This window comes from Pseudomonas sp. NPDC089569 (assembly GCF_050280625.1).
In the GTDB taxonomy this organism is placed as follows: Bacteria; Pseudomonadota; Gammaproteobacteria; order Pseudomonadales; family Pseudomonadaceae; genus Aquipseudomonas.
The window spans coordinates 1-22,433 of sequence record NZ_JBNNVQ010000006.1 but is presented as its reverse complement, the minus strand read 5'-3'; the positions used below and the strand labels follow the sequence as shown (position 1 = coordinate 22,433).

20 protein-coding genes are annotated in these 22,433 nt (G+C 53.4%); 9 read left to right on the top strand and 11 right to left on the bottom strand.

Going from position 1 to position 22,433, the window contains the following annotated elements; translation table 11 throughout:
- Nucleotides 1-219: 219 nt before the first annotated feature.
- Complete coding sequence (locus ACQKP2_RS04755) at nt 220-1,053, top strand: SDR family NAD(P)-dependent oxidoreductase (RefSeq protein ID WP_427574773.1); 834 nt, start codon at nt 220-222, stop codon at nt 1,051-1,053.
- A 54-nt stretch (nt 1,054-1,107) separates the two neighbouring features.
- Here the strand turns inward: ACQKP2_RS04755 and ACQKP2_RS04750 are convergent, their stop codons facing one another.
- Both ACQKP2_RS04750 and ACQKP2_RS04745 read right to left on the bottom strand, forming a co-directional pair.
- Nucleotides 1,108-1,530, bottom strand: coding sequence for an MAPEG family protein (locus ACQKP2_RS04750; RefSeq protein ID WP_427574771.1), 423 nt, complete (start codon nt 1,528-1,530; stop codon nt 1,108-1,110).
- Between the two features lie 79 nt (nt 1,531-1,609).
- Nucleotides 1,610-2,563, bottom strand: a complete 954-nt coding sequence (locus tag ACQKP2_RS04745; protein WP_427574769.1) for a hypothetical protein — start codon at nt 2,561-2,563, stop codon at nt 1,610-1,612.
- 199 nt (nt 2,564-2,762) lie between these two features.
- Between ACQKP2_RS04745 and ACQKP2_RS04740 the strand changes: the two genes are divergently transcribed.
- Both ACQKP2_RS04740 and kynB read left to right on the top strand, forming a co-directional pair.
- Entirely contained in the window at nt 2,763-3,719 is a 957-nt protein-coding gene (locus tag ACQKP2_RS04740) for an AraC family transcriptional regulator (RefSeq protein WP_427574767.1), read from the top strand.
- A 168-nt stretch (nt 3,720-3,887) separates the two neighbouring features.
- Nucleotides 3,888-4,541: an arylformamidase gene (kynB, locus tag ACQKP2_RS04735; RefSeq protein WP_427574765.1), complete on the top strand. Its 654-nt coding sequence runs from the start codon at nt 3,888-3,890 to the stop codon at nt 4,539-4,541.
- A gap of 57 nt (nt 4,542-4,598) precedes the next feature.
- Here the strand turns inward: kynB and antC are convergent, their stop codons facing one another.
- The 3 genes from antC to antA are packed head-to-tail and all read right to left on the bottom strand — an operon-like array spanning nt 4,599 to nt 7,522.
- Nucleotides 4,599-5,621 (bottom strand): anthranilate 1,2-dioxygenase electron transfer component AntC, encoded by a 1,023-nt coding sequence (antC, locus tag ACQKP2_RS04730; RefSeq protein WP_427574764.1) that lies wholly within the window; start codon nt 5,619-5,621, stop codon nt 4,599-4,601.
- Nucleotides 5,622-5,639: 18 nt separating this feature from the next.
- Entirely contained in the window at nt 5,640-6,131 is a 492-nt protein-coding gene (antB, locus tag ACQKP2_RS04725; protein ID WP_427574763.1) for an anthranilate 1,2-dioxygenase small subunit, read from the bottom strand.
- Complete coding sequence (gene antA / locus ACQKP2_RS04720; protein WP_427574761.1) at nt 6,131-7,522, bottom strand: anthranilate 1,2-dioxygenase large subunit; 1,392 nt, start codon at nt 7,520-7,522, stop codon at nt 6,131-6,133. The genes antB and antA overlap by 1 nt, the downstream gene beginning before the upstream one ends.
- Before the next feature lie 369 nt (nt 7,523-7,891).
- On the opposite strand from antA, the gene ACQKP2_RS04715 reads away from it, so the two are divergent.
- The gene (locus ACQKP2_RS04715) at nt 7,892-8,905 is read left to right on the top strand and encodes a helix-turn-helix domain-containing protein (RefSeq protein WP_427574760.1); all 1,014 of its coding nucleotides are present in this window, start codon (nt 7,892-7,894) and stop codon (nt 8,903-8,905) included.
- A 13-nt stretch (nt 8,906-8,918) separates the two neighbouring features.
- Here the strand turns inward: ACQKP2_RS04715 and ACQKP2_RS04710 are convergent, their stop codons facing one another.
- The gene (locus ACQKP2_RS04710) at nt 8,919-9,392 is read right to left on the bottom strand and encodes an Lrp/AsnC family transcriptional regulator (protein ID WP_427574759.1); all 474 of its coding nucleotides are present in this window, start codon (nt 9,390-9,392) and stop codon (nt 8,919-8,921) included.
- A gap of 208 nt (nt 9,393-9,600) precedes the next feature.
- On the opposite strand from ACQKP2_RS04710, the gene kynU reads away from it, so the two are divergent.
- The 3 genes from kynU (at nt 9,601) to ACQKP2_RS04695 (ending at nt 13,762) form a co-directional block, all read left to right on the top strand.
- Nucleotides 9,601-10,851 (top strand): kynureninase, encoded by a 1,251-nt coding sequence (gene kynU, locus ACQKP2_RS04705; RefSeq protein ID WP_427574758.1) that lies wholly within the window; start codon nt 9,601-9,603, stop codon nt 10,849-10,851.
- A gap of 102 nt (nt 10,852-10,953) precedes the next feature.
- Entirely contained in the window at nt 10,954-12,267 is a 1,314-nt protein-coding gene (locus ACQKP2_RS04700; protein WP_427574756.1) for an OprD family porin, read from the top strand.
- Nucleotides 12,268-12,352: 85 nt separating this feature from the next.
- Nucleotides 12,353-13,762, top strand: coding sequence for an amino acid permease (locus ACQKP2_RS04695; protein ID WP_427574754.1), 1,410 nt, complete (start codon nt 12,353-12,355; stop codon nt 13,760-13,762).
- Between the two features lie 556 nt (nt 13,763-14,318).
- On the opposite strand, the gene ACQKP2_RS04690 is transcribed toward ACQKP2_RS04695, so the two are convergent.
- Nucleotides 14,319-15,134 (bottom strand): hypothetical protein, encoded by an 816-nt coding sequence (locus ACQKP2_RS04690; protein ID WP_427574753.1) that lies wholly within the window; start codon nt 15,132-15,134, stop codon nt 14,319-14,321.
- Nucleotides 15,135-15,457: 323 nt separating this feature from the next.
- Between ACQKP2_RS04690 and ACQKP2_RS04685 the strand changes: the two genes are divergently transcribed.
- On the top strand, nt 15,458-16,222 hold the full coding sequence (locus ACQKP2_RS04685) for a DUF2971 domain-containing protein (protein ID WP_427574751.1): 765 nt from the start codon (nt 15,458-15,460) through the stop codon (nt 16,220-16,222).
- Nucleotides 16,223-16,304: 82 nt separating this feature from the next.
- Nucleotides 16,305-16,640 carry a hypothetical protein gene (locus tag ACQKP2_RS04680; protein ID WP_427574750.1) on the top strand — a complete coding sequence of 112 codons (336 nt, stop codon included), beginning with the start codon at nt 16,305-16,307 and terminating at the stop codon, nt 16,638-16,640.
- Nucleotides 16,641-17,108: 468 nt separating this feature from the next.
- On the opposite strand, the gene ACQKP2_RS04675 is transcribed toward ACQKP2_RS04680, so the two are convergent.
- The 4 genes from ACQKP2_RS04675 to ACQKP2_RS04660 all read right to left on the bottom strand — a co-directional run.
- A complete protein-coding gene (locus ACQKP2_RS04675; RefSeq protein ID WP_427574749.1) occupies nt 17,109-18,035 on the bottom strand; it encodes a DUF2971 domain-containing protein in 927 nt (308 codons plus the stop codon).
- A gap of 259 nt (nt 18,036-18,294) precedes the next feature.
- On the bottom strand, nt 18,295-20,262 hold the full coding sequence (locus ACQKP2_RS04670; protein ID WP_427574748.1) for an AIPR family protein: 1,968 nt from the start codon (nt 20,260-20,262) through the stop codon (nt 18,295-18,297).
- Between the two features lie 305 nt (nt 20,263-20,567).
- On the bottom strand, nt 20,568-21,305 hold the full coding sequence (locus ACQKP2_RS04665) for a hypothetical protein (protein WP_427574746.1): 738 nt from the start codon (nt 21,303-21,305) through the stop codon (nt 20,568-20,570).
- A 171-nt stretch (nt 21,306-21,476) separates the two neighbouring features.
- The coding region (locus tag ACQKP2_RS04660) for a hypothetical protein (RefSeq protein ID WP_427574745.1) at nt 21,477-22,433 on the bottom strand (957 nt) is incomplete at its 5' end.

Below are 22,433 nucleotides of genomic sequence, written 5' to 3'. Positions count from 1 at the left end.
TGCGGCGTTATTGAAATCGCATTCGCCGGCAAGCCTGGCTCCTACGGGCGAAAGCGGCCACACGTTATGCGGCGTTATTGAAAACGCCTTCGCCGGCAAGCCTGGCTCCTACGGGCGAAAGCGGTCTGACGTCATGCGGCGTTATTGAAAACGCCTTCGCCGGCAAGCCTGGCTCCTACAGCGAAACCAAGCATTTGACACTCAACAGGAGGAACTGACATGTCGTACGTTTTAACGGGATTTGAAGGAAAGGTCGCCGTGGTCACCGGCGCAGGCCGCATGCGCAGTATCGGCAGGCCGATTGCGCTGGCGTTGGCTCAGGCCGGTTGCGATGTGGTCCTGACGGGCACGGGTCGCCCACCGGAGCAATACCCTGACGATGAGCGCGCGGTGAACTGGCGCGATATCGAATCTGTGGCCGATGAAGTTCGTCAGCTCGGCCGCCGCGCCCTGCCGGTGGTGTCCGACGTCAGCGACCCGCAGGCGGTGGATGCACTGCTGGCCCGTGTGGTGGACGAGTTCGGTCGCGTGGACTTCCTGATCAACAACGCCGGCGCAACCCGCGGCGGTGATCGTGTGCCGGCGACAGAGATGTCCATCGAGACCTGGCAACGGGTGATGAACACCAACCTCAACGGCACGTTCTACATGTCCCGTGCGTTTGCCCAACGCATGGGCGAACAAGGCGAAGGTGGCGCAATCATCAATATTTCGTCGCTGGCCGCGCAACTGCTGGCCCCCGATACCAGCGCCTACGCCACCACCAAGGTTGCCATCAACGGCCTGACGACCATCATGGCCCGAGAGCTTGGGCCAAAGAAAATTCGGGTCAACGTCGTGGCCCCCGGCATCGTCGAGACCAGCCGCCTGGACGACGTGCCACGGGGCAAGGTCTGGGATGACATGGTTGCAGCCTACATCTCCCTGGGGCGCGCCGGCACGGGGGAAGACATCGCCCATCTGGTGACATTCCTGTGCAGTGATCAAGGTGAATGGATCACCGGCCAGAACATCTATGTCGACGGAGGCCATCTGCCAACGCCACGGCGCTAGCAATGGGCCCGGCTCGGGCGGCAATCCTGTAGCGCGACAGCCGATCACGGCGTTTCACACGCCGTGATAAGCAGCCATGCCGATGAGCACGAGAAAACAGACCAGCTGGATGCAAAAGAAGCTAAACCGAACCGCCACGAACCGGTTGGTTTGCACATGGGATACGTGCACCAGCGATTGGCATACGCGAGCGACGAGGATGAGTATCGACAAACAGTCCACTGCCGGGCCGTTGACATCAAGGACTGAAATCACCAACACGATGACGCCGAAGACCGGCAGATTCTCCACGCAGTTGGCGTGGGCCCTGGTGCCGCGCCGATACCAATCCTCGCCTTCGAGGCGATCGCTTCGAAACGAGGCAATCGGCACACCCGAGAACAGGATGGCGACCCAGCGATACACCCCGACGGTTGCCATCAACAGCAGCAAGGTCCAGGTCGCAAACCCGAGCAGCATCCACATTGGAATCGTCATGGCCGCCCTCCTCGATCGATAAATATCAGCTCGCCATCCCACCGCGCGCGACCGACCGCAGTCGGCCGCACGCTTTCGTTCAGCTGTTGAGGATGGGGGCCAGGGCGGTCTGAATCCTGGCCATCTGTGCCGGCGTTGTCATGCCCGTCAGCAGTCGACCAAAGTGCGGATGCTGTACACCCGAGACGATGTACTGCCAGCGGTAGGCGCCCAGGACGCCGGCCTTGATTTGCCTTGCCTCATCGGCACTGAACGTTCGTGAAGCCATCGCAATGAAGTAGTCGGCATCGGCCGCCGATTGCGCTTGCAGAATGCCGTCGACGGCCCCCACCAGCATGATCAGATCGTCTACCGCCCGGTCACACTCGGCCGGGGTGAGTTTGGCGTGCTCGGCCCTCCACTCCAGTTCATCGAGCACGACGTGGCGGCTTTCATCCTTCCAGTGAAACTTGAAGACATCCTTGAACAGCGGGCACAACGCCTCATGCGGCGCGATGCTCTGCACGTAGTGCGCCTGGACGAACAGCTCGATATGACAGGTCAGCGCCAGCACTGACCAGGTACTGGCCGCCAGTACCGCCCGCGCCACGTCGTTGGGGTCGGCGACCTGACGATACCCTGCGGGCAACTGCGAACTCATCATCGTCTCCATTCGCCGGAACAGCTCCTGGTGCTTGATCTCGTCGCCGGAAAAGCGCACCAGCGCTTCGAATGCCAACTGATCATCGAAGACATGCGCCCTCCCCTGATCGAGCATCTTGGCGCTGATAAAACGCTCGACCAGACCGAACAGGTACGCATAGGTTCGACCCTGAACCTGACTGAGCAGGCATGCGTCAGCGGCGCCGAGAAAAGTCAGGCGGTCGATTTGCGAGAGTCCATCGGGCAGGAATTTGCGCGAGAAATCGAAACGGCGGTCCTGCAGCAAATCGCGATCAATCTGCCATTCGGCTTTTTTCGACGATTTGACCATTTGCGCATAACGGGCGGCGTTGGCTGATTCAGAGACGGGAAGGGTCACGACGGTGTTCATAACAATCTCCTGTTGCCCTGGTTGAGTTGGAATGGGGCAATGTCGGTTAACGTCGGAGCCAATGACCGCTGGTGAAGTGGCTTGGGACCGTCTCGATCGCTGAGTCCGCGTTGGTGCTAATCTAGGCGACGCGGTTCGGGCGTTGAATGACCGGTGCGCCGGAATTCCTGCTCAAGAATCCGGAAATGAGGGCAGCCAATTGCTGGATGCGCTTTCTGATGTCTTGCGTGTGATCCGGTTGTCTGGAGGCGTTTTCCTCGAGGCAGAGCTTTCCGCGCCCTGGTGTATCAACGGACGACTCTCGGCGGACGATTGCAAACCGTTCCTGACCACACCTCGACATGTCATTGCCTCGCACTTTGTCGCCGCCGGGCACATGCAGATACGCATCGACGATGGCCCCGCCCTCGACGTGGGGGCTGGCGAACTCGTTCTGCTGCCTCGCAATGACGCCCATTCCTTCGGTAGCGACCTGGGCATTGCCCCGCTGTTGGCCAGCCAGGTGGTCAAGCCGCCGGACGTGGGCGGTATTTCACGTATCAAGTACGGCGGCGGTGGTGAGGTCACGCAGTTGTTGTGCGGATTCCTCGGTTCGGAAACCCCTTTCAGTCCGTTGCTTTCCTCGTTGCCCTCCCTGTTGAAACTGGATTTGCGCGCGACGGCCTCGGGAGCCTGGATCGAAAGCTCATTCCGTTTCGCCGTCAGTGAAATCGCAGCCGGACGCGTCGGCTCGGCAACGGTCATCGCCAAGCTCTCCGAATTGCTCTTCGTCGAAGCCGTCGGCCAGTACGTTGCAAGCCTTCCCGCCGAGCAGCGCGGTTGGCTGGCGGGTTTGCGCGATCCGCAGATCGGGCGCGCCCTGGCGCTGCTCCATGCCCGTCCGACGGAGAATTGGACGGCGGAAGGCCTGGCGCTTGAGGTGGGCATGTCGCGCTCGGTGTTCGCGGAGCGATTCACGGCATTGGTCGGACAGCCACCGATGCAGTACCTGACACTGTGGCGCATGCATGTGGCGGCTCAGCACCTGCGCGAAGGTCGTGGCAACGTCGCGCAAATCGGCTTTGCCGTCGGCTACGAATCCGAAGCGGCATTCAGTCGCGCATTCAAACGCCAGTTCGGCACCTCCCCCGGCACCTGGCGCCGACAATCGATGTGAGCCGAACCGCGACACCGGGTGAATACGGCCGCGTTGAAATTTACTGCCTCAAACCCGCTCATCCATGACGATTTGTGCGAAAACCCGCACGGTTATCCACGTTTTTTGCACGAATCTTCGTTGCTGCCGCTCGTATCATTCCACTCGATAAACACGGTGAGCATTGCAATGAAGAAAAACACCACGTTATGGGACATCAGTCCTCCCCTGAGTAGCCAGACACCGACCTGGCCGGGTGATACGCCTTTCCAGGAGGAACGCATCTGGACCTACGGCCCCGACTGTCCGGTGAATGTCGGACGCATCACCCTGTCGCCGCATACGGGCGCCCACGTCGACGCGCCGCTGCACTACAGCCCTGATGGCGCGCCGATTGGCGAAGTAGCGCTGGACGTCTATATCGGGCCTTGCCGCGTTTTGCATTGTCTGGACAGCGGTGAACTGGTGCATCCGCAGCAACTGCAAGGACGCCTGCACAAGGTGCCCGAACGCGTACTGCTGCGAACCTGTCGACAAGCGCCGTTGACCGCCTGGGACCCGAATTTCACGGCTGTCGCCAGGGAAACCATCGACTTGCTGGCAAGCCTTGGTGTGCGCTTGATTGGTATCGACACGCCGTCACTGGACCCCCAGCAATCCAAGACCATGGATTCACACAGTGCCGTGGCGCGTCATCGCATGGCCACTCTTGAGGGCATCGTGCTGGACGAGGTCCCGGAAGGCGATTATGAATTGATCGCCCTGCCCCTGCGCTTTGCTCATCTGGACGCGAGTCCGGTGAGGGCGATCTTGCGACCCTTGAGTCCGTCGCAATACGAGTAACCCGTTGAACCTGGCCGATTTGAACGCCGGCCTGGCGCTCAAATCGGCCGAGCGGTATCAGCTATTACTCTCGGTGAATTTTTCGTAGTACAGGTGCACGCTGTCCGGTGCCTGTGCCTGCAGCCATGTCTTGATCGATTCAACCATCGGCGGTGGCCCGCAGACGTACATATCGACCTCGCCATCGCGCAATTGCGCGGCGTCCAGGTGCTCGGCAATGTAGCCACGCTTGCCAGTCCAGTGCGGCGACGGATCGCTGACCACCTCGGTGTAACGAAACCCCGGGATGCGCTGTGCATACGCCTGGATGCGCGCCTGTTCGCACAGATCGGCGGCATCGCGAACACCGTAGTACAAATGCACGGGTTGCCCGCACCCGCGCTCGGCCAGTTCATCGAGCATACCCAACAATGCAGACAGCCCGGTGCCACCGGCCACCAGGATCAGCGGCCGGGTCACGTGTCGCAGGTAAAAGGCCCCCAGCGGTGCCTCCAGAGTGATTGCGTCCCCCACCCGGCAACGTTCACGGATGTAGTTGCTCATGACCCCATCGGGAAGCAGGCGGACCAGAAACTGCAGCTGATTGTCGACGCTTGGCCGATTGGCGAACGAATAGGACCGCGTGTTTTCAGTCCCCGGAACCCGCAGCCGGGCGTATTGCCCCGGCAGGAAATCCAGTGACTGCCCCGCCTGCCCCAGATCCAGGTGCAGGATCGCGGTGCTGGCTGACACCTGTTTGACTTCGCTGACCGTCGCCGAGAGCAGATCGGGGCCGGCGGCATTGCACAGGTTGGAGGCGAAGTCGAAATAGAAGGTCGCGTCGGATGCGACCCGTGTCTGGCAGGTGAGCATTTTGCGTTGTTGCAGGTCCTGGCTGGAGAGCGCTTCCTCATCCACATAGTCCTGGCTGTAATCGCCTGACTCGCAACGTCCCTGGCAGGTTCCGCAAACACCTTCACGGCAGTCCAGCGGAATGTTGATGCCATTGCGCAGGGCGGCGTCGAGCAGGATTTCGTTGCTGTGTACGGGAAAGAACAGCGTTTTGCCGTCGGCAAAGCTGAACGCGACTTTATGGCTCATGCCCCGGTCTCCTGGGATTCAGAGGTGGTAGAAATCGAGCACCGAGTTGATGGTGTCGTTGAGCAGCAACACGTGCTTGCGCGTGATCAGCCAACTGTCGGCATGGGGCTTGAGGTGATAGGTCGCACGGCCATAAAACTGCTCGGATGTCGCCAGGCGGTAATACAGGGTTTGCCAGTTCAGCCGCACCTCCAGTTCGCCGTTCTCCAGCTCGCCGATCCGGACGTTGCTGATCTGGTGCAAGGTGCGCGGCATCGGCGTCGAGGAAGCGGACTTGCCGGTACGCAGGCGGAACACGCGGTCCTCCAGACCTGAACGGTTGGGGTAATAGATCAGCGACATTTCGCGCTTGGGGTCACGGGTGTAGACATGCTCCGAGTCCCATTGCGGCAAGTGGAATTCGCTTTGCTCGTCGAACAGCTTGATGTAGGCGTCCCAATCCTGGGCATCGCACAGTTCGGATTTGCGGTAGAAAAACTGTTCGATCCGGTACTGCAGTTGCGCACTCATCATTGCACCTCACGGAGTTTCAGGGATTTCGCGTCCAGGCCATCGAGCAGGAACTGTTGCCAGTTACGGTGCTGGTTGACGTAAAGCCCCTCATGCGTGAATTCGGTGCCGGTCATGGCCGGCGCGATACCAATCGCCTCGCTGTTGGGCGTGGCGCCGGTGGCCCAGCGGTGACTGCCGCGGGAAATATCGCTCCAGCGCTCCAGGCGCGCCTGGAAACCACGCTGGGCCTCACGGAACTCCACCAGGTCATCGGGTGTACCCAGCCCCGAAACGTTGAAGAAGTCCTCGAACTGGCGAATGCGGTTTTCGCGGTCGGCATCGGACTCGCCCTTGACCCCGATGCATTGGCTGACGATTTCGGTCTTGTTCCACGCCACGGGGCGGATGATGCGCAGTTGCGAGCTGATCTGATCGAGAAAGAACAGGCTTGGATAAATATTGAGGTTGCGCAGGCGATGCATCATCCACTCGGCCTTTTGCTGGCCATGCTCTTGAATCAGTCGCGGCATGATCGTCGCGTAGCCCGAGCGTACCGAAGGGTTCGGCATGTCGCTGAACAGCAGGCTGTGGCCGTTATCGAACGCAAACCAGCCGTCATCGGTATTGGCATCGCCCGCACCGAGCTTGCTGTAGTCCAGGGTACTGCCGGCGACGTTGCCGTTCTCGCTGTTGACCTGCTGGCGATGTTGCACGGTGGCCACGTAGTTGTAGTGGACCGTGCTGACGTGATAACCGTCGAGGCCGTTTTCGTTCTGCAGTTTCCAGTTGCCGTCATAGGTGTAGGCCGACTTGCCGGGCAATACCTCCAGCTCACCGGTCGGTGACTGGGCGACCATCATGTCGAAGAACACTTTGGCGTCGCCGAGGAAGTCTTCCAGGCTGTTGTCGGCCTGCACGTCGAGGCTGATGAAGACGAATCCCTTGTAGCTCTGGATGCGCGCCTTTTTCAGACCGCGCGTGGCTTTGTCGAAGCCTTCCGGGTACTCACCCGGGGCCTTGACCTTGACCAGGCGGCCATCGCTTTTGTAACACCAGGCATGGAACGGACAGGTGAAGGTCGACTGATTGCCCTTGCCGACGCGGGTCAGTGTGGTGCCGCGATGCTGGCAGGCATTGATCAGCGCATTGAGCTGGCCGTCACCGTCGCGGGTAATGATCATCGGCTGGCGACCGGCGCGCATAGTGACGAAGTCGTGGTTGTTGGCCAGCTCGCTTTCGTGGCAGGCGTAGATCCAGTTCTTCTCGAAGATCAGTTCCATTTCCAGATCGAACAGCTGCGGCTCGGTGAAAATGTCGCGGGCGATGCGGAATACGCCTTCTGCCGGGCGGAAATCCAGGCAGCTTGCGATAAACGCTTTCCACTGCTCGACGTTTTTTTCGCCACTCATGATGTGCACCTTTTTTTATTGGGCTAATCGGTGTGCTCATTAGAGAAGCAGGGCCGGTGACGGTCTATCCGATAAGTTGGCGAAGGCAGTCCGCAAAGTGGGCGGCCAGGTAACAGCCGGTTGTGCAGCGATGACACAAATCCCGCACAAGGTGATGAACGGCTGCACCTGATTGCGGCAATCAGATACTGTTCTGCAATGCGTCGAGCGTTTTTTCCGGCCTCGTCGGCCATGCCTTATCCGCTGGGTTGCCGATCTCTATCCGTTAAATGCGCACCGGCGCTTTATGGCGTGGAAGTTGCTCTTTTGCGCCCAGATAAGATACGCGCCGTCAGAGCGCGCAGAACAAAATTGCGTGAGTGCCCCTGGATGAGTCGTAAAGTGGATCCGCCGTTTCGCGACATTCGTGTCGACAGCGATGACCTGGAAGCAGCCAGAAGCTGGATGTCGGGTATCTGCGGCCCCCATCGCCTCGTGAGCGCGACCCCCGAGCGGGTTCGCTTTCATCACAGTGCCAACATGTTCAAATCGATGGCCACCACCCTGGGCACGATCGAATACGGTACCGATGTCACCATCGATATCGAAGACGCCGAGCATTTCAGCAGCTACAGCCTGAGCTTGCCGTTGGTGGGCCAACAGGAGCTTTGCAAGGATGGTAGCGTGCTGCGGTCCGACCGCGATCAAGCGGTCATCGTTTCACCCAATGAAAACCAGTTGCTGGCGATCTCCGGTGACTGCAGAAAGGTTCAGGTGGTGATTACGCGCATCGCGATGAGCGAAGCGCTGGAAGGCATGTTGCAACGCCCCCTCGATGCGCCGCTGCGCTTCGAGCCGGTCATGGATGCAATCGATGGCGCATCGGCCTCATGGTGGCGCATGGCGCGTTATTTCATCGACGAACTGGAGCGCAGCAGCGAACTCTTCGAGCAGGTGGCCTTCACCCGGGACATTGAAAGCTCGCTGATCAAAGGCCTGATCCTCGCCCAGCCAAACAACTATTCGCAGGAACTGCGTGATGTGCTGGGCGTGAAGTTGCCGCACTACCTGATCAGGGCGCGACAGTACATCCACGACAACGCTCGCGAAGCCTTGCACCTGGAAGACATCGAAGCCGCCGCCGGTGTTTCGCGCTTCAAATTGTTCGATGCATTCAGGAAGTACTTCGCCATGTCGCCGATGCTCTACCTGAAAAAATACCGTTTGAATGCCGTGCGCCAGGAGATTCTGGAGCACGGCTCGGTACGCAACATTTCCGCCATCGCCATGGGCTGGGGGTTCACCCATCTGGGGCGGTTTTCCTCCGAGTACCGCAAGTTGTTCGACGAAACCCCGAGCATGACATTGCAGCGCAACGAGGCCCGGCGCCTGCACGGGCTTTGAAAGCCCGCCCGTCCTACTTGCGTGCCACCAGATCAAGCAACTCCTCGCGCTCCTTGATTTTTTGCAGGACGATTTCCGAACGTATATCGGTGACACCCGAAGTGCGATTGAGGTGGTTGACGATGAAATCCGAGAAGTGCTTGAGGTTGCGGGCCTGAACCCGCAACACATAGTTGCTCGCCCCGGTAATGACATAGGCGGTGACCACCTCCGGCCACTGCTGAACCTTCTTGATGAAGGTCTCGTGCCAGTCCTCGACGTCCTGTCGCAGGGACACATGAACAATGGCTTCCAGTTCGATGCCCAGCCGCTCGGCATTCAGCACGGCACGGTAGCCAGTGATGATTCCCTCACTTTCCAGCAGGCGCAGACGGCGCAGGCAAGCCGACGGCGACAAGGCAACTTTCTCCGCCAGCTCCTGATTGCTGATACGGCCATCCTGTTGCAACTGATACAGGATTCGCAGGTCTGTCGAGTCAAGATTCATGATTTGAATAAATCCGCGTTTATTGGGTTTTGATTCGAATTATCTGCGAGAAAACTACGTCAAGGCCGTCAACTTTGCACGAATATTCTCCATCGATTCGTTCATTATCTCTTCATCGAAAGGCAGGCGAACTGCCTTGATTCAGGGCGTTTGAGCGGGTTGTTGCAACCTGCCCGAAGGCGCCGCAAAACAAAAAACAGGACACCCAATGACGACAAGAAACGATTGTCTGGCGCTCGATGCCCAGGACACGCTGGCACCCCTGCGCCAGCAGTTTGCGCTGCCTGAAGGCGTTATCTATCTCGATGGCAACTCCCTGGGCGCTCGGCCGGTCGCTGCCTTGGCGCGCGCTCAAGCCGTGGTCGCCGAGGAATGGGGTAATGGCTTGATCCGCAGCTGGAACAGCGCAGGCTGGCGCGAACTGTCCGAGCGACTGGGCAATCGCCTGGCGGGCCTGATCGGGGCGGCGGCCGGTGAAGTCGTCGTGACCGACACCACCTCGATCAACCTGTTCAAAGTGCTCAGCGCCGCTTTGCGCGTACAGGCCACCCGGGCGCCAGAGCGGCGCGTGATCCTCAGCGAGACCAGCAATTTCCCGACTGATCTGTACATCGCCGAAGGTCTTGCGCAACTGCTGCAACAGGGTTACACCCTGCGCCTGGTCGACAGCCCTGAAGCGCTGCCGGGAGCGATTGACCAGGACACGGCGGTGGTCATGCTCACCCACGTCAATTACAAGACCGGCTACATGCACGACATGCAGGCCCTGACCGCGCTGACCCACGAGTGTGGTGCACTGGCCATCTGGGACCTTGCCCACTCCGCGGGCGCGGTACCGGTGGACCTGCACCAGGCGGGCGCCGATTACGCCATCGGCTGCACGTACAAGTACCTCAATGGCGGACCGGGGTCGCAAGCCTTTGTCTGGGTTTCGCCACAATTGTGCGATCTGGTGCCGCAACCCTTGTCCGGCTGGTTCGGTCATTCGCGACAGTTCGCCATGGAGTCGCATTACGAACCGAGCAGCGGCATCGCGCGCTACTTGTGCGGCACCCAACCTATTACCTCCCTGGCCATGGTCGAGTGTGGCCTGGACGTGTTCGACCAGACCGACATGGTCAGCCTGCGCCGCAAATCCCTGGCCCTGACGGACCTGTTCATCGAGTTGGTCGAGCAACGTTGCGCAGGCCACGAACTGAAGCTGATCACGCCGCGCGAGCACGCCAGACGCGGCAGTCACGTCAGCTTCGAACACCCCGAAGGTTACGCGGTGATCCAGGCCCTGATCGAGCGTGGCGTGATTGGTGACTACCGCGAGCCACGCATCATGCGATTCGGTTTCACCCCGTTGTATACGACTTTCACCGAGGTCTGGGATGCCGTGCAGATCCTCGGTGAAATCCTCGACCGCAAGACTTGGTCGCAAGCGCAATTCCAGGTCCGCAACAGCGTGACCTGAACCTTTCGGCGTCCCTGCCCTGCCGCGCAGATTGTCTCGCGGCAGGTTGTCGGTCGCCGGCCATCACCCGTTCTGCAATCACAATAATAAGGAGCACGCAGAATGAAACTGTCCCTCTGGCCTGCCTTGCCGCTGGCCATTTCAAGTTGCCTTGGCCAAATGGCCTGTGCCGCCGCTGACAACGGATTTGTCGAAGGCAGCAGCCTGATCCTGACCAATCGCAACTTTTATTTTTACCGCAACAACCTCAACAACCCGGGCGGTCAGAATTATCGGGACGAATGGGCCCACGGGATCATGCTCGACTACCGTTCCGGCTACACCCCGGGGACGGTCGGCTTTGGCGTCGACGCCTATGCACAACTGGGCATCAAGCTCGACAGCGGCAAAGGACGCACGGGCACGGGTTTATTGCCGGTCGATTCCGATGGTCGCCCGGAAGATGAATACTCCGAAGCCGGGGGCGCGGTGAAAGCGCGAATTTCGCAGACAGAACTCAAATACGGCAACCTGACGCCGCTCAATCCCGTGTTCGGTACCGGCAATGCACGATTGTTTACCAGTACCGCCACCGGCTTTCAGCTGACAAGCCATGAACTTCAGGCATTGCAACTCGACACAGGCCACTTCACCGCCGGCAACGACAATAATTCGACCAACGCCGATGGTGCCCTCAAGGCCCTGTATGCCGGCGTGGCAACCCGCAGCGTCGATTACCTGGGCGGTCGCTATGCGCTGAGCGATCAGTTGAGTGTCAGCCTTTATGGTGCGCAGTTCACCGACATCTGGCGGCAGTACTACGGCAACGCCAACTACACCTTTGCGCTGACACCCGGCCAGTCGTTGAACCTGGATTTCAATCTCTACCGCACCAACGACGCGGGCGACAGCCTGGCCGGCAGGATCGACAACACCACCTGGTCGTTGGCCACCGCCTACAAGGTCGGCGCCCATCGCCTGACCCTGGCGTATCAAAAGGTCGATGGCGACGAACCGTTCGATTACCTGGGCTTCGACCGGCAGCCGGGTACCTCGATCTTTCTCGCCAACTCGATTCAGGTCCTGGACTTCAACGCGCCCAACGAACGCTCATGGCAGCTGCGTTATGACCTGGACATGGCGCCTTTCGGCGTGCCGGGCCTGAGCTTCATGTCGCGTTACGTCCGTGGTGACGGGATCGATGACAGCCACTACGACGGTGGCCCCAACGGCGCCTATGGCCGTTACGGCGATGACGGCAAGCGCTGGGAGCGTGACCTCGAGGCACGCTATGTCGTGCAGTCGGGCAAGGCTCGGGATCTTTCCGTACGCGTGCGCCAGGCCAGTGTGCGCTCCACCGCACAAGTCGCCCGTGCCGACACCACCGACAACAACGAAGTGCGCGTCATCGTCGAATATCCACTGAGTATTTTCTGATCCGTGTCCTGCTGTGCGTGGCTGATCCCCACGGTAAAAACAACACCGTGCTCTTCAAGAAAGACAACATTCAGAGGACATAACAATGACCGATAACGCCGGTTTCGAAACGATATCCAACCGTGAACAGGGCCTGCGGCGTCAGTTGACGTCGGGGCAGATGAGCATGATCGCCATTGGCGGGGCCATCGGTACCGGGCTGTTCATGGGCAGCGCCTATGCCATCGGCTATGCCGGGCCCAGCGTGTTGCTCAGCTATGCCATTGGCGCAATCATCACGCTGCTGCTGATGGGCTGCCTGGCGGAAATGACCGTGGCCCATTCGACCTCGGGTTCGTTCGGCGCCTTTGCCGAATTCTATGTCAGCCCCTTGGCCGGGTTCCTGGTGCGCTATGCCTATTGGGCGGCGATTGTACTCGCGGTCGGCACGGAGGTGACGGCGGTGGCGATGTACATGAAGTACTGGTTTGCCAACGTGCCGGAGTGGATCTGGATCGTCTCGTTCTCCACGGTGTTGATTGTGCTCAATGCCATCAGCGTGAAGACCTTCGGCACCTTCGAATACTGGTTCTCGACCATCAAGATCGGCGCGATTGTCGCCTTCATCATCCTGGCCGTGTATGTGGTGTTCGGGTCCGGCAATCCGCAATACGGCGTGCACAATTACAGCGCCAACGGCGGTTTCTTCCCCAACGGCCTGCAAGGCATGTGGGTGGCCGTGATCGTGTCGATCTTCAGTTATCTGAGCGTGGAGATGATCGCGGTGGCAGCCGGTGAGGCCAAAGACCCGGAGCAAGCGGTCAAGAAAGCCTTTCGCGCCACTATCGTACGTCTGGTGGTGTTTTACCTGCTGACCCTGGCGTTGATGCTGGCGATCGTTCCCTGGACCCAGGCAGGCCAGGCCCAGAGCCCATTCGTCACGGTCATGCAAGCCATCGGCATTCCCGGCGCAACCGGCGTGATGAATTTCGTCATCCTGATTGCAGCGCTCTCGGCGATGAACAGCCAGCTGTACATCACCACGCGCATGATGTTCAGCCTGTCTCGTGCCGGCTACGCGCCGAAATCCATGGGTGTACTGAGCAAGACCGGCATCCCGCTGAACGCGCTGCTGCTCTCGAGTTCGGGGATCGCCCTGGCGACCTTGCTCAACATCCTGTACCCGGAAAGTTCGTTCAGCCTGATGATGGCGATCTCGATGTTCGGTGCGATCTTTACCTGGTTCATGATCTTCCTCACACACCTGTGCTTCCGTCGTTTTCACGAACGCCGTGGCAACCGCGAACTGTCGTTTCGCATGCGCTTTTTTCCCTACAGCACCTTGTTGGGGCTGGTACTGATGGGCGCCGTGATGATCACGACCTATTTCACTGAAGACTTCAAGATGACCCTGGTGTTCGGTGTGCCGTTCTTGCTGGTGCTCTCGATTGTCTACGGCATTTTCTTCAGGAAAACCGCGACCGCTGCGGTGCCGGGCTTGCAACCCAAGGCCTAGATCGAGGTCATGCAGGGGCGACGAGGTTCGGTGAGGGGGCGGCCAGGACAGTGCCTGGGAACTCACTGTGCGTCGCCCCGGGAGTTCGACCGGGTTTTGGATTGGCGTTTATACGTGGCTGCGGTCAAATGTTGGCTTGAAGAGCGTGAGTCGTTGCACGGACTTGCCCCGCTCATTGCATTCGACCTGACCCATCATTTGTATCGGATTGAATCATCACGCTGCGTGGCCATGACTGGCAGAGGACGGCCAATAGCGGTCTTCCGTGATCGGCAGAAATCGGCCAGAGCCGACGCTCGCATAGGTAACCCTTCCTATAAGCAATGAGTTCGAAGGCAAGGCCATTGAGAGCGTCCAGGAGTTCAAGGCGCTACGTACCCTGTTCGCAGAGCAGGAAGGCACCAAGGTAGGCAGGAAGAAATCCTGGGATATGGAAACAGTAACGGTTGAGTCTAAGTAAAGAAATAACGATAAAAAGTGATTTCGTCCTTACTGAAGGCGTATGCAGGCGCCTATCAAATTCTTTTGTCAAATGATTGTTAGGATCATCTCTGGTCTATTGCTTAGCGCGCTTCGCTCTTATTTCAGCGGTTTGTATTGCTAGCTTTCCCTTTATGTCTGCTTCGTAATTCGCAAAAATACTCAATTGTGCAAACATAGGGGTTTTCTCAAACTCAAACATGTTGATCAAAACTCGACCCTGAATTTTGAAAAGCTCAGCCAGAGCCCTGTGTATGGATTTTCCGATAAGAAGCTCGAAGCGTAGGCCGGGTACATGAAACGTATGTAATACGCCACCAAATTCCTTTCGAGTGGTAGGAAGGCTCATTAGAGAGTCATACCTTTTGTTGGAATTTACACTGACTATTAGGTACGTGTCAGTGATGTCGCCCTTTTTGAGAAGGAATGACCTGAACATTTCGGAGTACTTTTCCCCAAGCGCTCTCCCATAATTGTGGTTCCCCCTCCAATCCCACATATGTGCACGCCAGAAGACGCTGATGGCAAAATAAAATAGATTATCTAAATCCTCTACCTCATTGGCATTATAAGCAGTGACATGACGTTTTGAGGCAACAGGTTTAAGCTTATGTAAACTTTCCCTTAAAGCAAAGCCGCTCTTAGTGCTCCAAAGCTGTCCTAGTTGACGCTCTCCATTTTTGGAAAACAAGTCTTCGCACTCTTTGCATAAAAGAAACTGAGTGACCTGAGCATCTGACGAACAGGCTGTTCCCCTCGATTGGTCAAGCATTACTGGACTCTGCCGCCCTGGAATCGCCCCCCTAATTTGCTTGTACGCAGATTTTGGCAATAAGTGGCTATCAATTAGCTCACTCTGCCCCCTGCAAAGTCCGCATATACCAGTTACCATTTAACTCTCCACATGGAACTCGCTAAATCCAAATTCTGTAATTTTACATGCGATTAAGGCTGACGGCTATGGGTTGGTTGAAGGCATTGGGAAGCGACTCGGCTTCTGGGTTATGAAACTCTGTCATAAAACGAGCGGCTAGGATATAAAGGCAATTACAGCCAGCACTTTGATCAGCAGGAAAATCACGTGACAGCCGAACGTTTTAAAAAACCTTAGGCGGCAGGGACAATTGAAACTCCGAGTTAACGGCGTATACTACGTGAGCTTCGCTCACTGGGATCGGCTAAAGCCTAGCCCATAATTTAACTGCCATAAGCCTAATGAATACTCTCAAGCCATTAAGGATTATTTTGAATTATTTTAAGTATTACAGCTCCAATCCAAACGCCACTCTTGATGAGGTTATGGCACCTCTTAAATATCATTCTCTAAGGTATGTTTCTGCTGACCAGTTCAACGACCCTTATGACAGCAAGTGCTTTTTTGAAAAACTGGATGGCGAACGAGAGGATGCATTTTCCGACGTTATAAATCGGCATCTCAGAATCGCTTGCATGAGCCGAAATCCAAGCTCGCCAATAATGTGGTCTCATTACTCAACTCAGCACGCAGGGTATGTTATTGAATATAATCTTCCGAAAGCCGTGTTTAAAAAAGTTGACTATGAAAAAATTAGTCCGTTTTGCTTCTCAACTAAAAATATCCAGCAATCAATTCTTCGAGAAACACCTGATATTTCCGCACCAGAAATTGAGGCAAAAATAAAAGAGCTTTTGTTATCTAATAGCTCTTATATGGAAAATTTGATGAAGGCGATTTTCACAAAGCACTTAGACTGGAAATATGAGGAGGAGTATCGCTTCATTGACTTCAATGAAGAAGGAATTGCTGACAAGCATATCGACTTAGACATTGGCGCTCAAAATATCAACTCAATAATCTTAGGTTTCAGGTTTGATCATTCCAAATATGATGCAGAGTTGAGGAGTATAATTGACAGCCATTACGATGGGTCATTAACAGTATATAAGGCAGAGCCAAGCCTTAATGAATACCTTATGAAAATCAAACCTTATAAGATCTGACTCGGAAATTTCAAGAAAACCCATCAGACGCCTATGGCACATCTAATTTAGATACTTAATGGTACGCAAGGGCTTGAGTTATATGAGAACGAAGCAAGAAAGATTGGAAATTATTTTTGAGAAATTAAGATCCGAGCCTCCTATTTCGAACAGAAACCAAGCAAATGATCTTATTTGTAAAGTTGTAAACGAAGTCGAAGCTAAAGAAACAGGTTTGCCATTAGACTTTAACCCAAATTCTGGGCGAATGTTTTTCTATAGCTTTTCTATCGATCAATGGCAAAATTTAGACTCCGACCCTGCGCGTCTAAATTTAAACGGCAAGCATGTCGTTGAGCTATATAATAACGGAAGTATAGTAATATTTAGCAAGCGCTATGATGAGATTTCAGAAATCTTCCGCAAGAATGGTATTTAACAAATCAACGGACCTCGCGTCTAGACTTGGGCATTTCTGTCATCCGCGGTTCGTCATGGGTGGTCGCTATCAGCTCAAAGCAAGCAGCCAAACCATGACCAGCTGCTTCTGGCCTTTTCTGCCGCTACTGACAGGCAGCTATGGGACGAGGCTGTGTAAAAACGTTTTTGAGCGCGACAGGTACTCAAAACCGGACTGAAAATCGCGCTTCTACGCAAAATCCACATCTGCTGACGTGCCGATAAATTTCAGATTTAACGTAGACGCGGACACTTCAATTTTGGTGAAACGTTTTTACACACACTGGGACGGTTGGTGCCTGTCGCAAAGGACAATAGTCGACCCAATGCACTAAACTGCCCTAAAGAGGGCACCAACGTTCTGCTAGGGAAAGGTGAGCGCACGGTCTGCTGACACCTCTCAAGTGAGCGAAGCGACCGATTCGAGCCAAATCTTAGGCTCACTGAATCAAGTTTTAAGCCCAGCCCTTCGCACCTCGATACCGCTCAGATCGGCACTTTCTACGATTTCAAAATATTCCACCTCATTATGAATGTTTTTTCTGATAAGTTCTTTGTAATGGTCTTTACGCTCGCTGCTCATTCTCATTCCAAATACAACTTGACTTAGGGTGCCTGGAAAATCGAATAATCCATGTCCCTCTTCTATATAGCGCCATTCTTTTTCATACTCCCATATTAGGGTTTTAGTACTTATAGCTGATCTAAAAACATCGTCCTCGAAAGATACTCTTTGAGAGTTAGGCATTCCGCTACTTGGGGGCATAATTTGTATCTCATTTTTAAATCCTGATTTAAATACCGGCTTTTCCCTTGCGTAAGTTACTGGCAAGCAATTCCTGGGATTCGCTAGCTTGCTATCCATAGACCAAGAAAATCCAAGTGCTACACCTTGATGGCAAGCGCCATAATGCGCCCACATCAGTTCATTATTACAATTTTCGCTAAGACTAAAAATTCCCACAGAGGAAAGGCGCTTACGCATATCTTTAAATACATTATCGGGTCTCGACAACTGTATGCCATGTTGGGCATACAAAGATCGCATTGCTTGCACTTGTCTAGAGTGAGTCAATTTATTTAAACGTTTCAACCATTGTTTGGTCTCTCGTTCGCTCAATGAAAACAGCTGCCTTGGCGGTTCAAATGATGGAGGTGGAGCGATGACTCCCATCAACTGTGCACGTTCCATGATCCGAATATTATTGGCCTCCCAATCTTTGGGGATCTCGCCAATTCGGCACTCTAGAGGATCATTCAACTGAGCGGGTGACGAAAGCCAAATTTTCTTATTTATAAATATCTCCTCTGTGCGAACTGAATCATCCCGATATTTAAATAAGGTCTGAGGCGCAACTTTTTCATAATTATGCATTTTTAGTGCTCATGTGTATTTTATGAAGCTTTCGACAGCCAGCGTACGGTAAAAGAGCTGACTTTACCCGCACGGGTGAGATAAATGAATCATTTCTACCCCTTAGGCGTCTTCGATCATCGGTAAAGTGCAAGAATTAGCCCTTAATGAAAGGCTGCTACTGGCCGACTTCCGCCCGAAGCATGAAGCAGAGAGCGGCCAATAGCTGGCATTCGTAAAGGCCAGCTATTTTGAAAATAGTTGTTGGGTGAGACGCAGATTACCTACTAGTGTCACGAGCGATTTCAGTGCCAGCAGCATCAAAAACAACCCCGTTAACCTGTTTCATCAGCCTCCCTTGCTCTATCAACAAATTAATCGCTTTGCTTACTCTCGCCGGCTTGACATCGAGCAAATTTGCTACATCTACATGAATACTCGGCAGCCAAGGCTGGGCAGGAAGCCTTTCCAAGACAGAAAGCAGAAAAATCTCGCTCTCTTGGTAAACTTCTGCCTCTACTTTCACCGGTCTTTGAATTTCACGCCTTCCATCTGATAGCTGACCGTCGACGTTCCAACTAAGCCGTACAGCATCGACCACCTTCAGCATTATACTTTCGCTTATTTTTACGGACTTTTGGCGACCAGGAACCAAGCTAATACAGCTCCAGCATTCATCCATAAAGGTGTCACTAAGAACAGATAAATCCATCGAAATTAGATTTCGATGTTCAAATGAAAATGTCCCCAGAACTCTGGAGGCAGAAACATAAGCTAATGGGCCACGCCAGGCAGATATTACTCCCGTATGAGAGCCACGCTTTTTCTGTCCTCTTAATATCGCCAGTTCAGCGCTCCTCATTAAGACGGCAACGACGGGCCAAGCATTAAGTGGAAAAACCTCTGAGTAGACAGACTGATAGGCTTCAGGGCGCCGAATGGACTTTTGTTTTAATTTGGATGCGCTGACTGGGTTTTTTAACAGTAGAGCTACAGCTCCAGCAGCCATCAGTATAGGGGAAACTATACGCCCCTCGGGTTTACCCTCGTTTTTATAATAATTGGTTCGACGTTCATAGAACCAATCATGTTGGAGCAATATCTCTTCAATACTACGTTGAATTCTTTCTGTTGCATGAAGGGCCGCGGGCTCAACGGCACTCTGATTATTAGTAGCCCGAATTACTTGGTCACGAACATTCTCGTCTTGAGACACAATCACCTTTACCAAAAGTGTTCTTGCGTCACTTGTAGAATCTGTCGTTGAAGAATAGTGCTTATAAATTGACTCTGTGGTCTGAAGACCATTCACGATCTGAATATCGCGCAATTTTAGGGTTTTTCCCACAAGAGAAGCGCTTGTTGCTAGAATCGTAACGCCGTTATTTAACCACCAAAAGTTGGGGCCAGAATTATCATCCAAGGTATTACGAATGTCAGCATTTACAAGGTTTTTCCCCAGGTAGGCTCTTACATTCGAATCAAAAAGATACCGTCGCAAATTTTTGTTTTCATCTTGAACAAAAGCACTGTAATCTTTTAATTTGGCGAGAACTACATACCCTTCCTGACCGGCAGTCAAACATTCTTGCACGGGTAAATCTAATGCAAAGCTGCGCACTTGGCGATAGTGTTCAACCAACTCGGCAGCACCCAGCGCGTTGAACACACACTCTGAAGCACTGAAGTAAGAATTTAACAAAGTAATTAGCTGCTGTGCCCGCGCCTTTATACTTGCACCTAGCAACTCAGTGTTCCCTCGGGATGCATATACAACTTCAAAAGAAATTGTTGGCCTGTGGAGGGATAGCTGTTTAAATGCGGAAATGAATAGATCGCGACACTGCTTTATTTTTGATGAGTACTTTCCAGAAAGCTCAGAGTTAGACAAGGAAAGATCAAAAATATCTTGGGCCGTTGCGAGAAGCGAATCCAGCGGTCCTTGCTGGAAAGTTTCGTGATGCTTGCACGTTATAATGAAAACCTTTATCTCTGCTCCGGTTCTTGGCCAAGAAAAATCTGTGGCATCGGTTAGCAATCGTCCGTTTATGAGAATGTAGAAGCCATCGATTCCGCCATCCAGCGAACCGTCAGTCCATCCAAAGTCCATTTCTTCAGTTGAAAGATCGAAGCTCTTGAGTATTTGATCTAACGCAAATCGCTCAAAAATATCACCTATATCGCCCGGCCTTACTCTCTGCATTTGCTGTAATAAAGAGTCGACAAGGATGGTGTCGTTTTTAGCCATGGTCAAAAATTCTCGACTTTAATTAAATAAGCCTTTGGGATTCTAATAGCGCAATCCGGAAACAGTTCCCATCACGATCTGGATTGTGTCAAAGGGAAGGTTCACTGTATCGCGATTTTGAAGGCATCGAAATCAAATTGCCACTATCGATTTTTTAGCTCGATGCGCTCTCCTGTAGGCGTCCGTTATTGGCCGCTCTCCCCCAAATGGTCCAGACGGGAGTCGGCCAAAAGCGGACTTTTGCCAAGAGACTTACCCGGCCTGTTATGCTCACTTCGTGCGACTATATGCCGAGGGATTTACTTTCACTTGCGCTCGAACCTCCCCAGCCTCAATGTCTTTAGTGCCTCAAATTTGGAGATCGACAGTATCGATTTTTTTGGCTCCAAGAAAAAAAAGAAATCACCTGCATGGCCAATGAAGCGGGTACTTTGAAGGGGCTCATCAGGCGTTACGATACTGTTATCAATTACATAGTCGAATGCTTTTCCCTCCAAGACGGCCGCAGCTCTTAACTGACCATGACCAAAAGCAATAAAAGGAAGCACTGCAAGCAAAAACAAGAATGCAGTGCGAACTCCATCTACTGGAATTTGACGTACTAAAACGTTGTGATGGCTCGCATATAAGGCGATAGGAGCTCCGACCAAAACTGGTAATCCAAACTGCCACTTCTCAACTGATCCATAAATCAATAACATTAAAACTGCGGCAGTATAGAGAATAATCAACAAGCGTTTATGCCTGATTAAAAATTGAGCTAAAGGAGTATCTCTACCTCCGCCAGGCGGAAGGGCTGGCGCCACACGTACCAGTTGGCCCATCACTACCCCAAGTGCCAAGAAAAAGAAAGCCGACGCGATGGGATATATTGTTGACTTCACTATATCCGCAAGACTTATATATTCTAAAATATTAACCCCAAATGGAGACCAATACCCCCATAGGTAGAGCACCCCCGCTGATGCACAATACATAGATAGAAAGTAAATGTAGGTACCTGATTGTTCTTTCAACTGCCCTGAAAAAGATTTTTCACTCATGGGGTTCTCTAGCTTATTGCTTTTGGATGATATCGAACCCTGTGCGCAATGCAACAGTGGCTAACTCTATACTCGTTCTTGGGTAAAGGCAAAATAGTCAGCAATTCAATCCTTGCTTTAAAAAGTGAACTAACGTACTTGCTAAAATATTTACCGGGTCGTTTTTTGTGCTCACTCCTCCCTGGGAAAGAGTATCTTTGAGAAAACGACGCAAGCTCTGCTCGCCATGTAAATTATGAGAAGAAATCCCAACAACATAGCTAGCTCTACGGAAATCCCTTGGCTTGCAGAGTTATAATTGAATAGAAGTGCAGTAGCCAAGCATGCCATGACCACTATAAGTGCCACAACTTCAAGAAGCAGGTATTGATGTTTGTATCTTGCTTCTAGAGTTTTGTACTGCGTATCAAACTGCTCTTTTATGGCATTATGTTTTTTCTTGATTAGCCCCCACTCATTGTCAATCTCATTGTATATTGATTGCAGAGTATTGCGTTGATTCATTATCAGCAAAAGCATGAATATCGTGAAGGCCAAGGCGCCAGATAAAATCAAGAAATTCTTCAGTGTTACATGGTCGGATGACTCGAACTGGCTTCCTGCAATTATTAGTGCAGCGGGCACGGTAAGTAGTTGGTTTTGAATGTCAGAAAACACTTTGTTTATTTTGGCTATAAACTCAAACTTGCTCTTTTCAATTTCTGCTTTTATTTTTTGAAAAGAAAACTCGGAGACATATAGCTGGTATCCAGACGATACGCGCCGCTTGAACTCTTCAAATTTTTCATTTAAGAGCCCTATATCGAAGGTGCAGCCTTCGAACTCCTTCGATAGTTCAAGAAGAACAGATTTTATGATGGTTTTCTTTTGATCTGCATGGATCTCATCGTTTACGTAACGTTCAGTGAACTCTTGCAAACCTTGGATCGGTTTTATTTTGTCTGCGTCATAATTTATATGGAGTTCAATTTTTTCTTTGTGAAAAAAAATCAGTTTTGTTGATGTCGATTCTGTGCCATGTTCTGCGAGTTTGCTTAAGGACTCTACAAGAAATACTGTATCCAAATAGGCTTGAATCGGTGGAGGTCGATCGACGTCTGTTGGGCTAAAAAGGTAATTTAGTTCCGC

What these genes read in the sequence shown, in the direction of transcription:
- ACQKP2_RS04690 (WP_427574753.1), bottom strand. Translation starts at nt 15,134, where the DNA reads ATGGTAACTGGTATATGCGGACTTTGCAGGGGGCAGAGTGAGCTAATT.
- ACQKP2_RS04695 (WP_427574754.1), top strand. Translation starts at nt 12,353, where the DNA reads ATGACCGATAACGCCGGTTTCGAAACGATATCCAACCGTGAACAGGGC.
- antB (WP_427574763.1), bottom strand. Translation starts at nt 6,131, where the DNA reads ATGAGTGCGCAACTGCAGTACCGGATCGAACAGTTTTTCTACCGCAAA.
- ACQKP2_RS04750 (WP_427574771.1), bottom strand. Translation starts at nt 1,530, where the DNA reads ATGACGATTCCAATGTGGATGCTGCTCGGGTTTGCGACCTGGACCTTG.
- ACQKP2_RS04755 (WP_427574773.1), top strand. Translation starts at nt 220, where the DNA reads ATGTCGTACGTTTTAACGGGATTTGAAGGAAAGGTCGCCGTGGTCACC.
- ACQKP2_RS04680 (WP_427574750.1), top strand. Translation starts at nt 16,305, where the DNA reads ATGAGAACGAAGCAAGAAAGATTGGAAATTATTTTTGAGAAATTAAGA.
- antC (WP_427574764.1), bottom strand. Translation starts at nt 5,621, where the DNA reads ATGAGCCATAAAGTCGCGTTCAGCTTTGCCGACGGCAAAACGCTGTTC.
- ACQKP2_RS04715 (WP_427574760.1), top strand. Translation starts at nt 7,892, where the DNA reads ATGAGTCGTAAAGTGGATCCGCCGTTTCGCGACATTCGTGTCGACAGC.
- kynB (WP_427574765.1), top strand. Translation starts at nt 3,888, where the DNA reads ATGAAGAAAAACACCACGTTATGGGACATCAGTCCTCCCCTGAGTAGC.
- ACQKP2_RS04670 (WP_427574748.1), bottom strand. Translation starts at nt 20,262, where the DNA reads ATGGCTAAAAACGACACCATCCTTGTCGACTCTTTATTACAGCAAATG.
- ACQKP2_RS04710 (WP_427574759.1), bottom strand. Translation starts at nt 9,392, where the DNA reads ATGAATCTTGACTCGACAGACCTGCGAATCCTGTATCAGTTGCAACAG.
- antA (WP_427574761.1), bottom strand. Translation starts at nt 7,522, where the DNA reads ATGAGTGGCGAAAAAAACGTCGAGCAGTGGAAAGCGTTTATCGCAAGC.
- ACQKP2_RS04675 (WP_427574749.1), bottom strand. Translation starts at nt 18,035, where the DNA reads ATGCATAATTATGAAAAAGTTGCGCCTCAGACCTTATTTAAATATCGG.
- ACQKP2_RS04685 (WP_427574751.1), top strand. Translation starts at nt 15,458, where the DNA reads ATGAATACTCTCAAGCCATTAAGGATTATTTTGAATTATTTTAAGTAT.
- ACQKP2_RS04700 (WP_427574756.1), top strand. Translation starts at nt 10,954, where the DNA reads ATGAAACTGTCCCTCTGGCCTGCCTTGCCGCTGGCCATTTCAAGTTGC.
- ACQKP2_RS04745 (WP_427574769.1), bottom strand. Translation starts at nt 2,563, where the DNA reads ATGAACACCGTCGTGACCCTTCCCGTCTCTGAATCAGCCAACGCCGCC.
- kynU (WP_427574758.1), top strand. Translation starts at nt 9,601, where the DNA reads ATGACGACAAGAAACGATTGTCTGGCGCTCGATGCCCAGGACACGCTG.
- ACQKP2_RS04665 (WP_427574746.1), bottom strand. Translation starts at nt 21,305, where the DNA reads ATGAGTGAAAAATCTTTTTCAGGGCAGTTGAAAGAACAATCAGGTACC.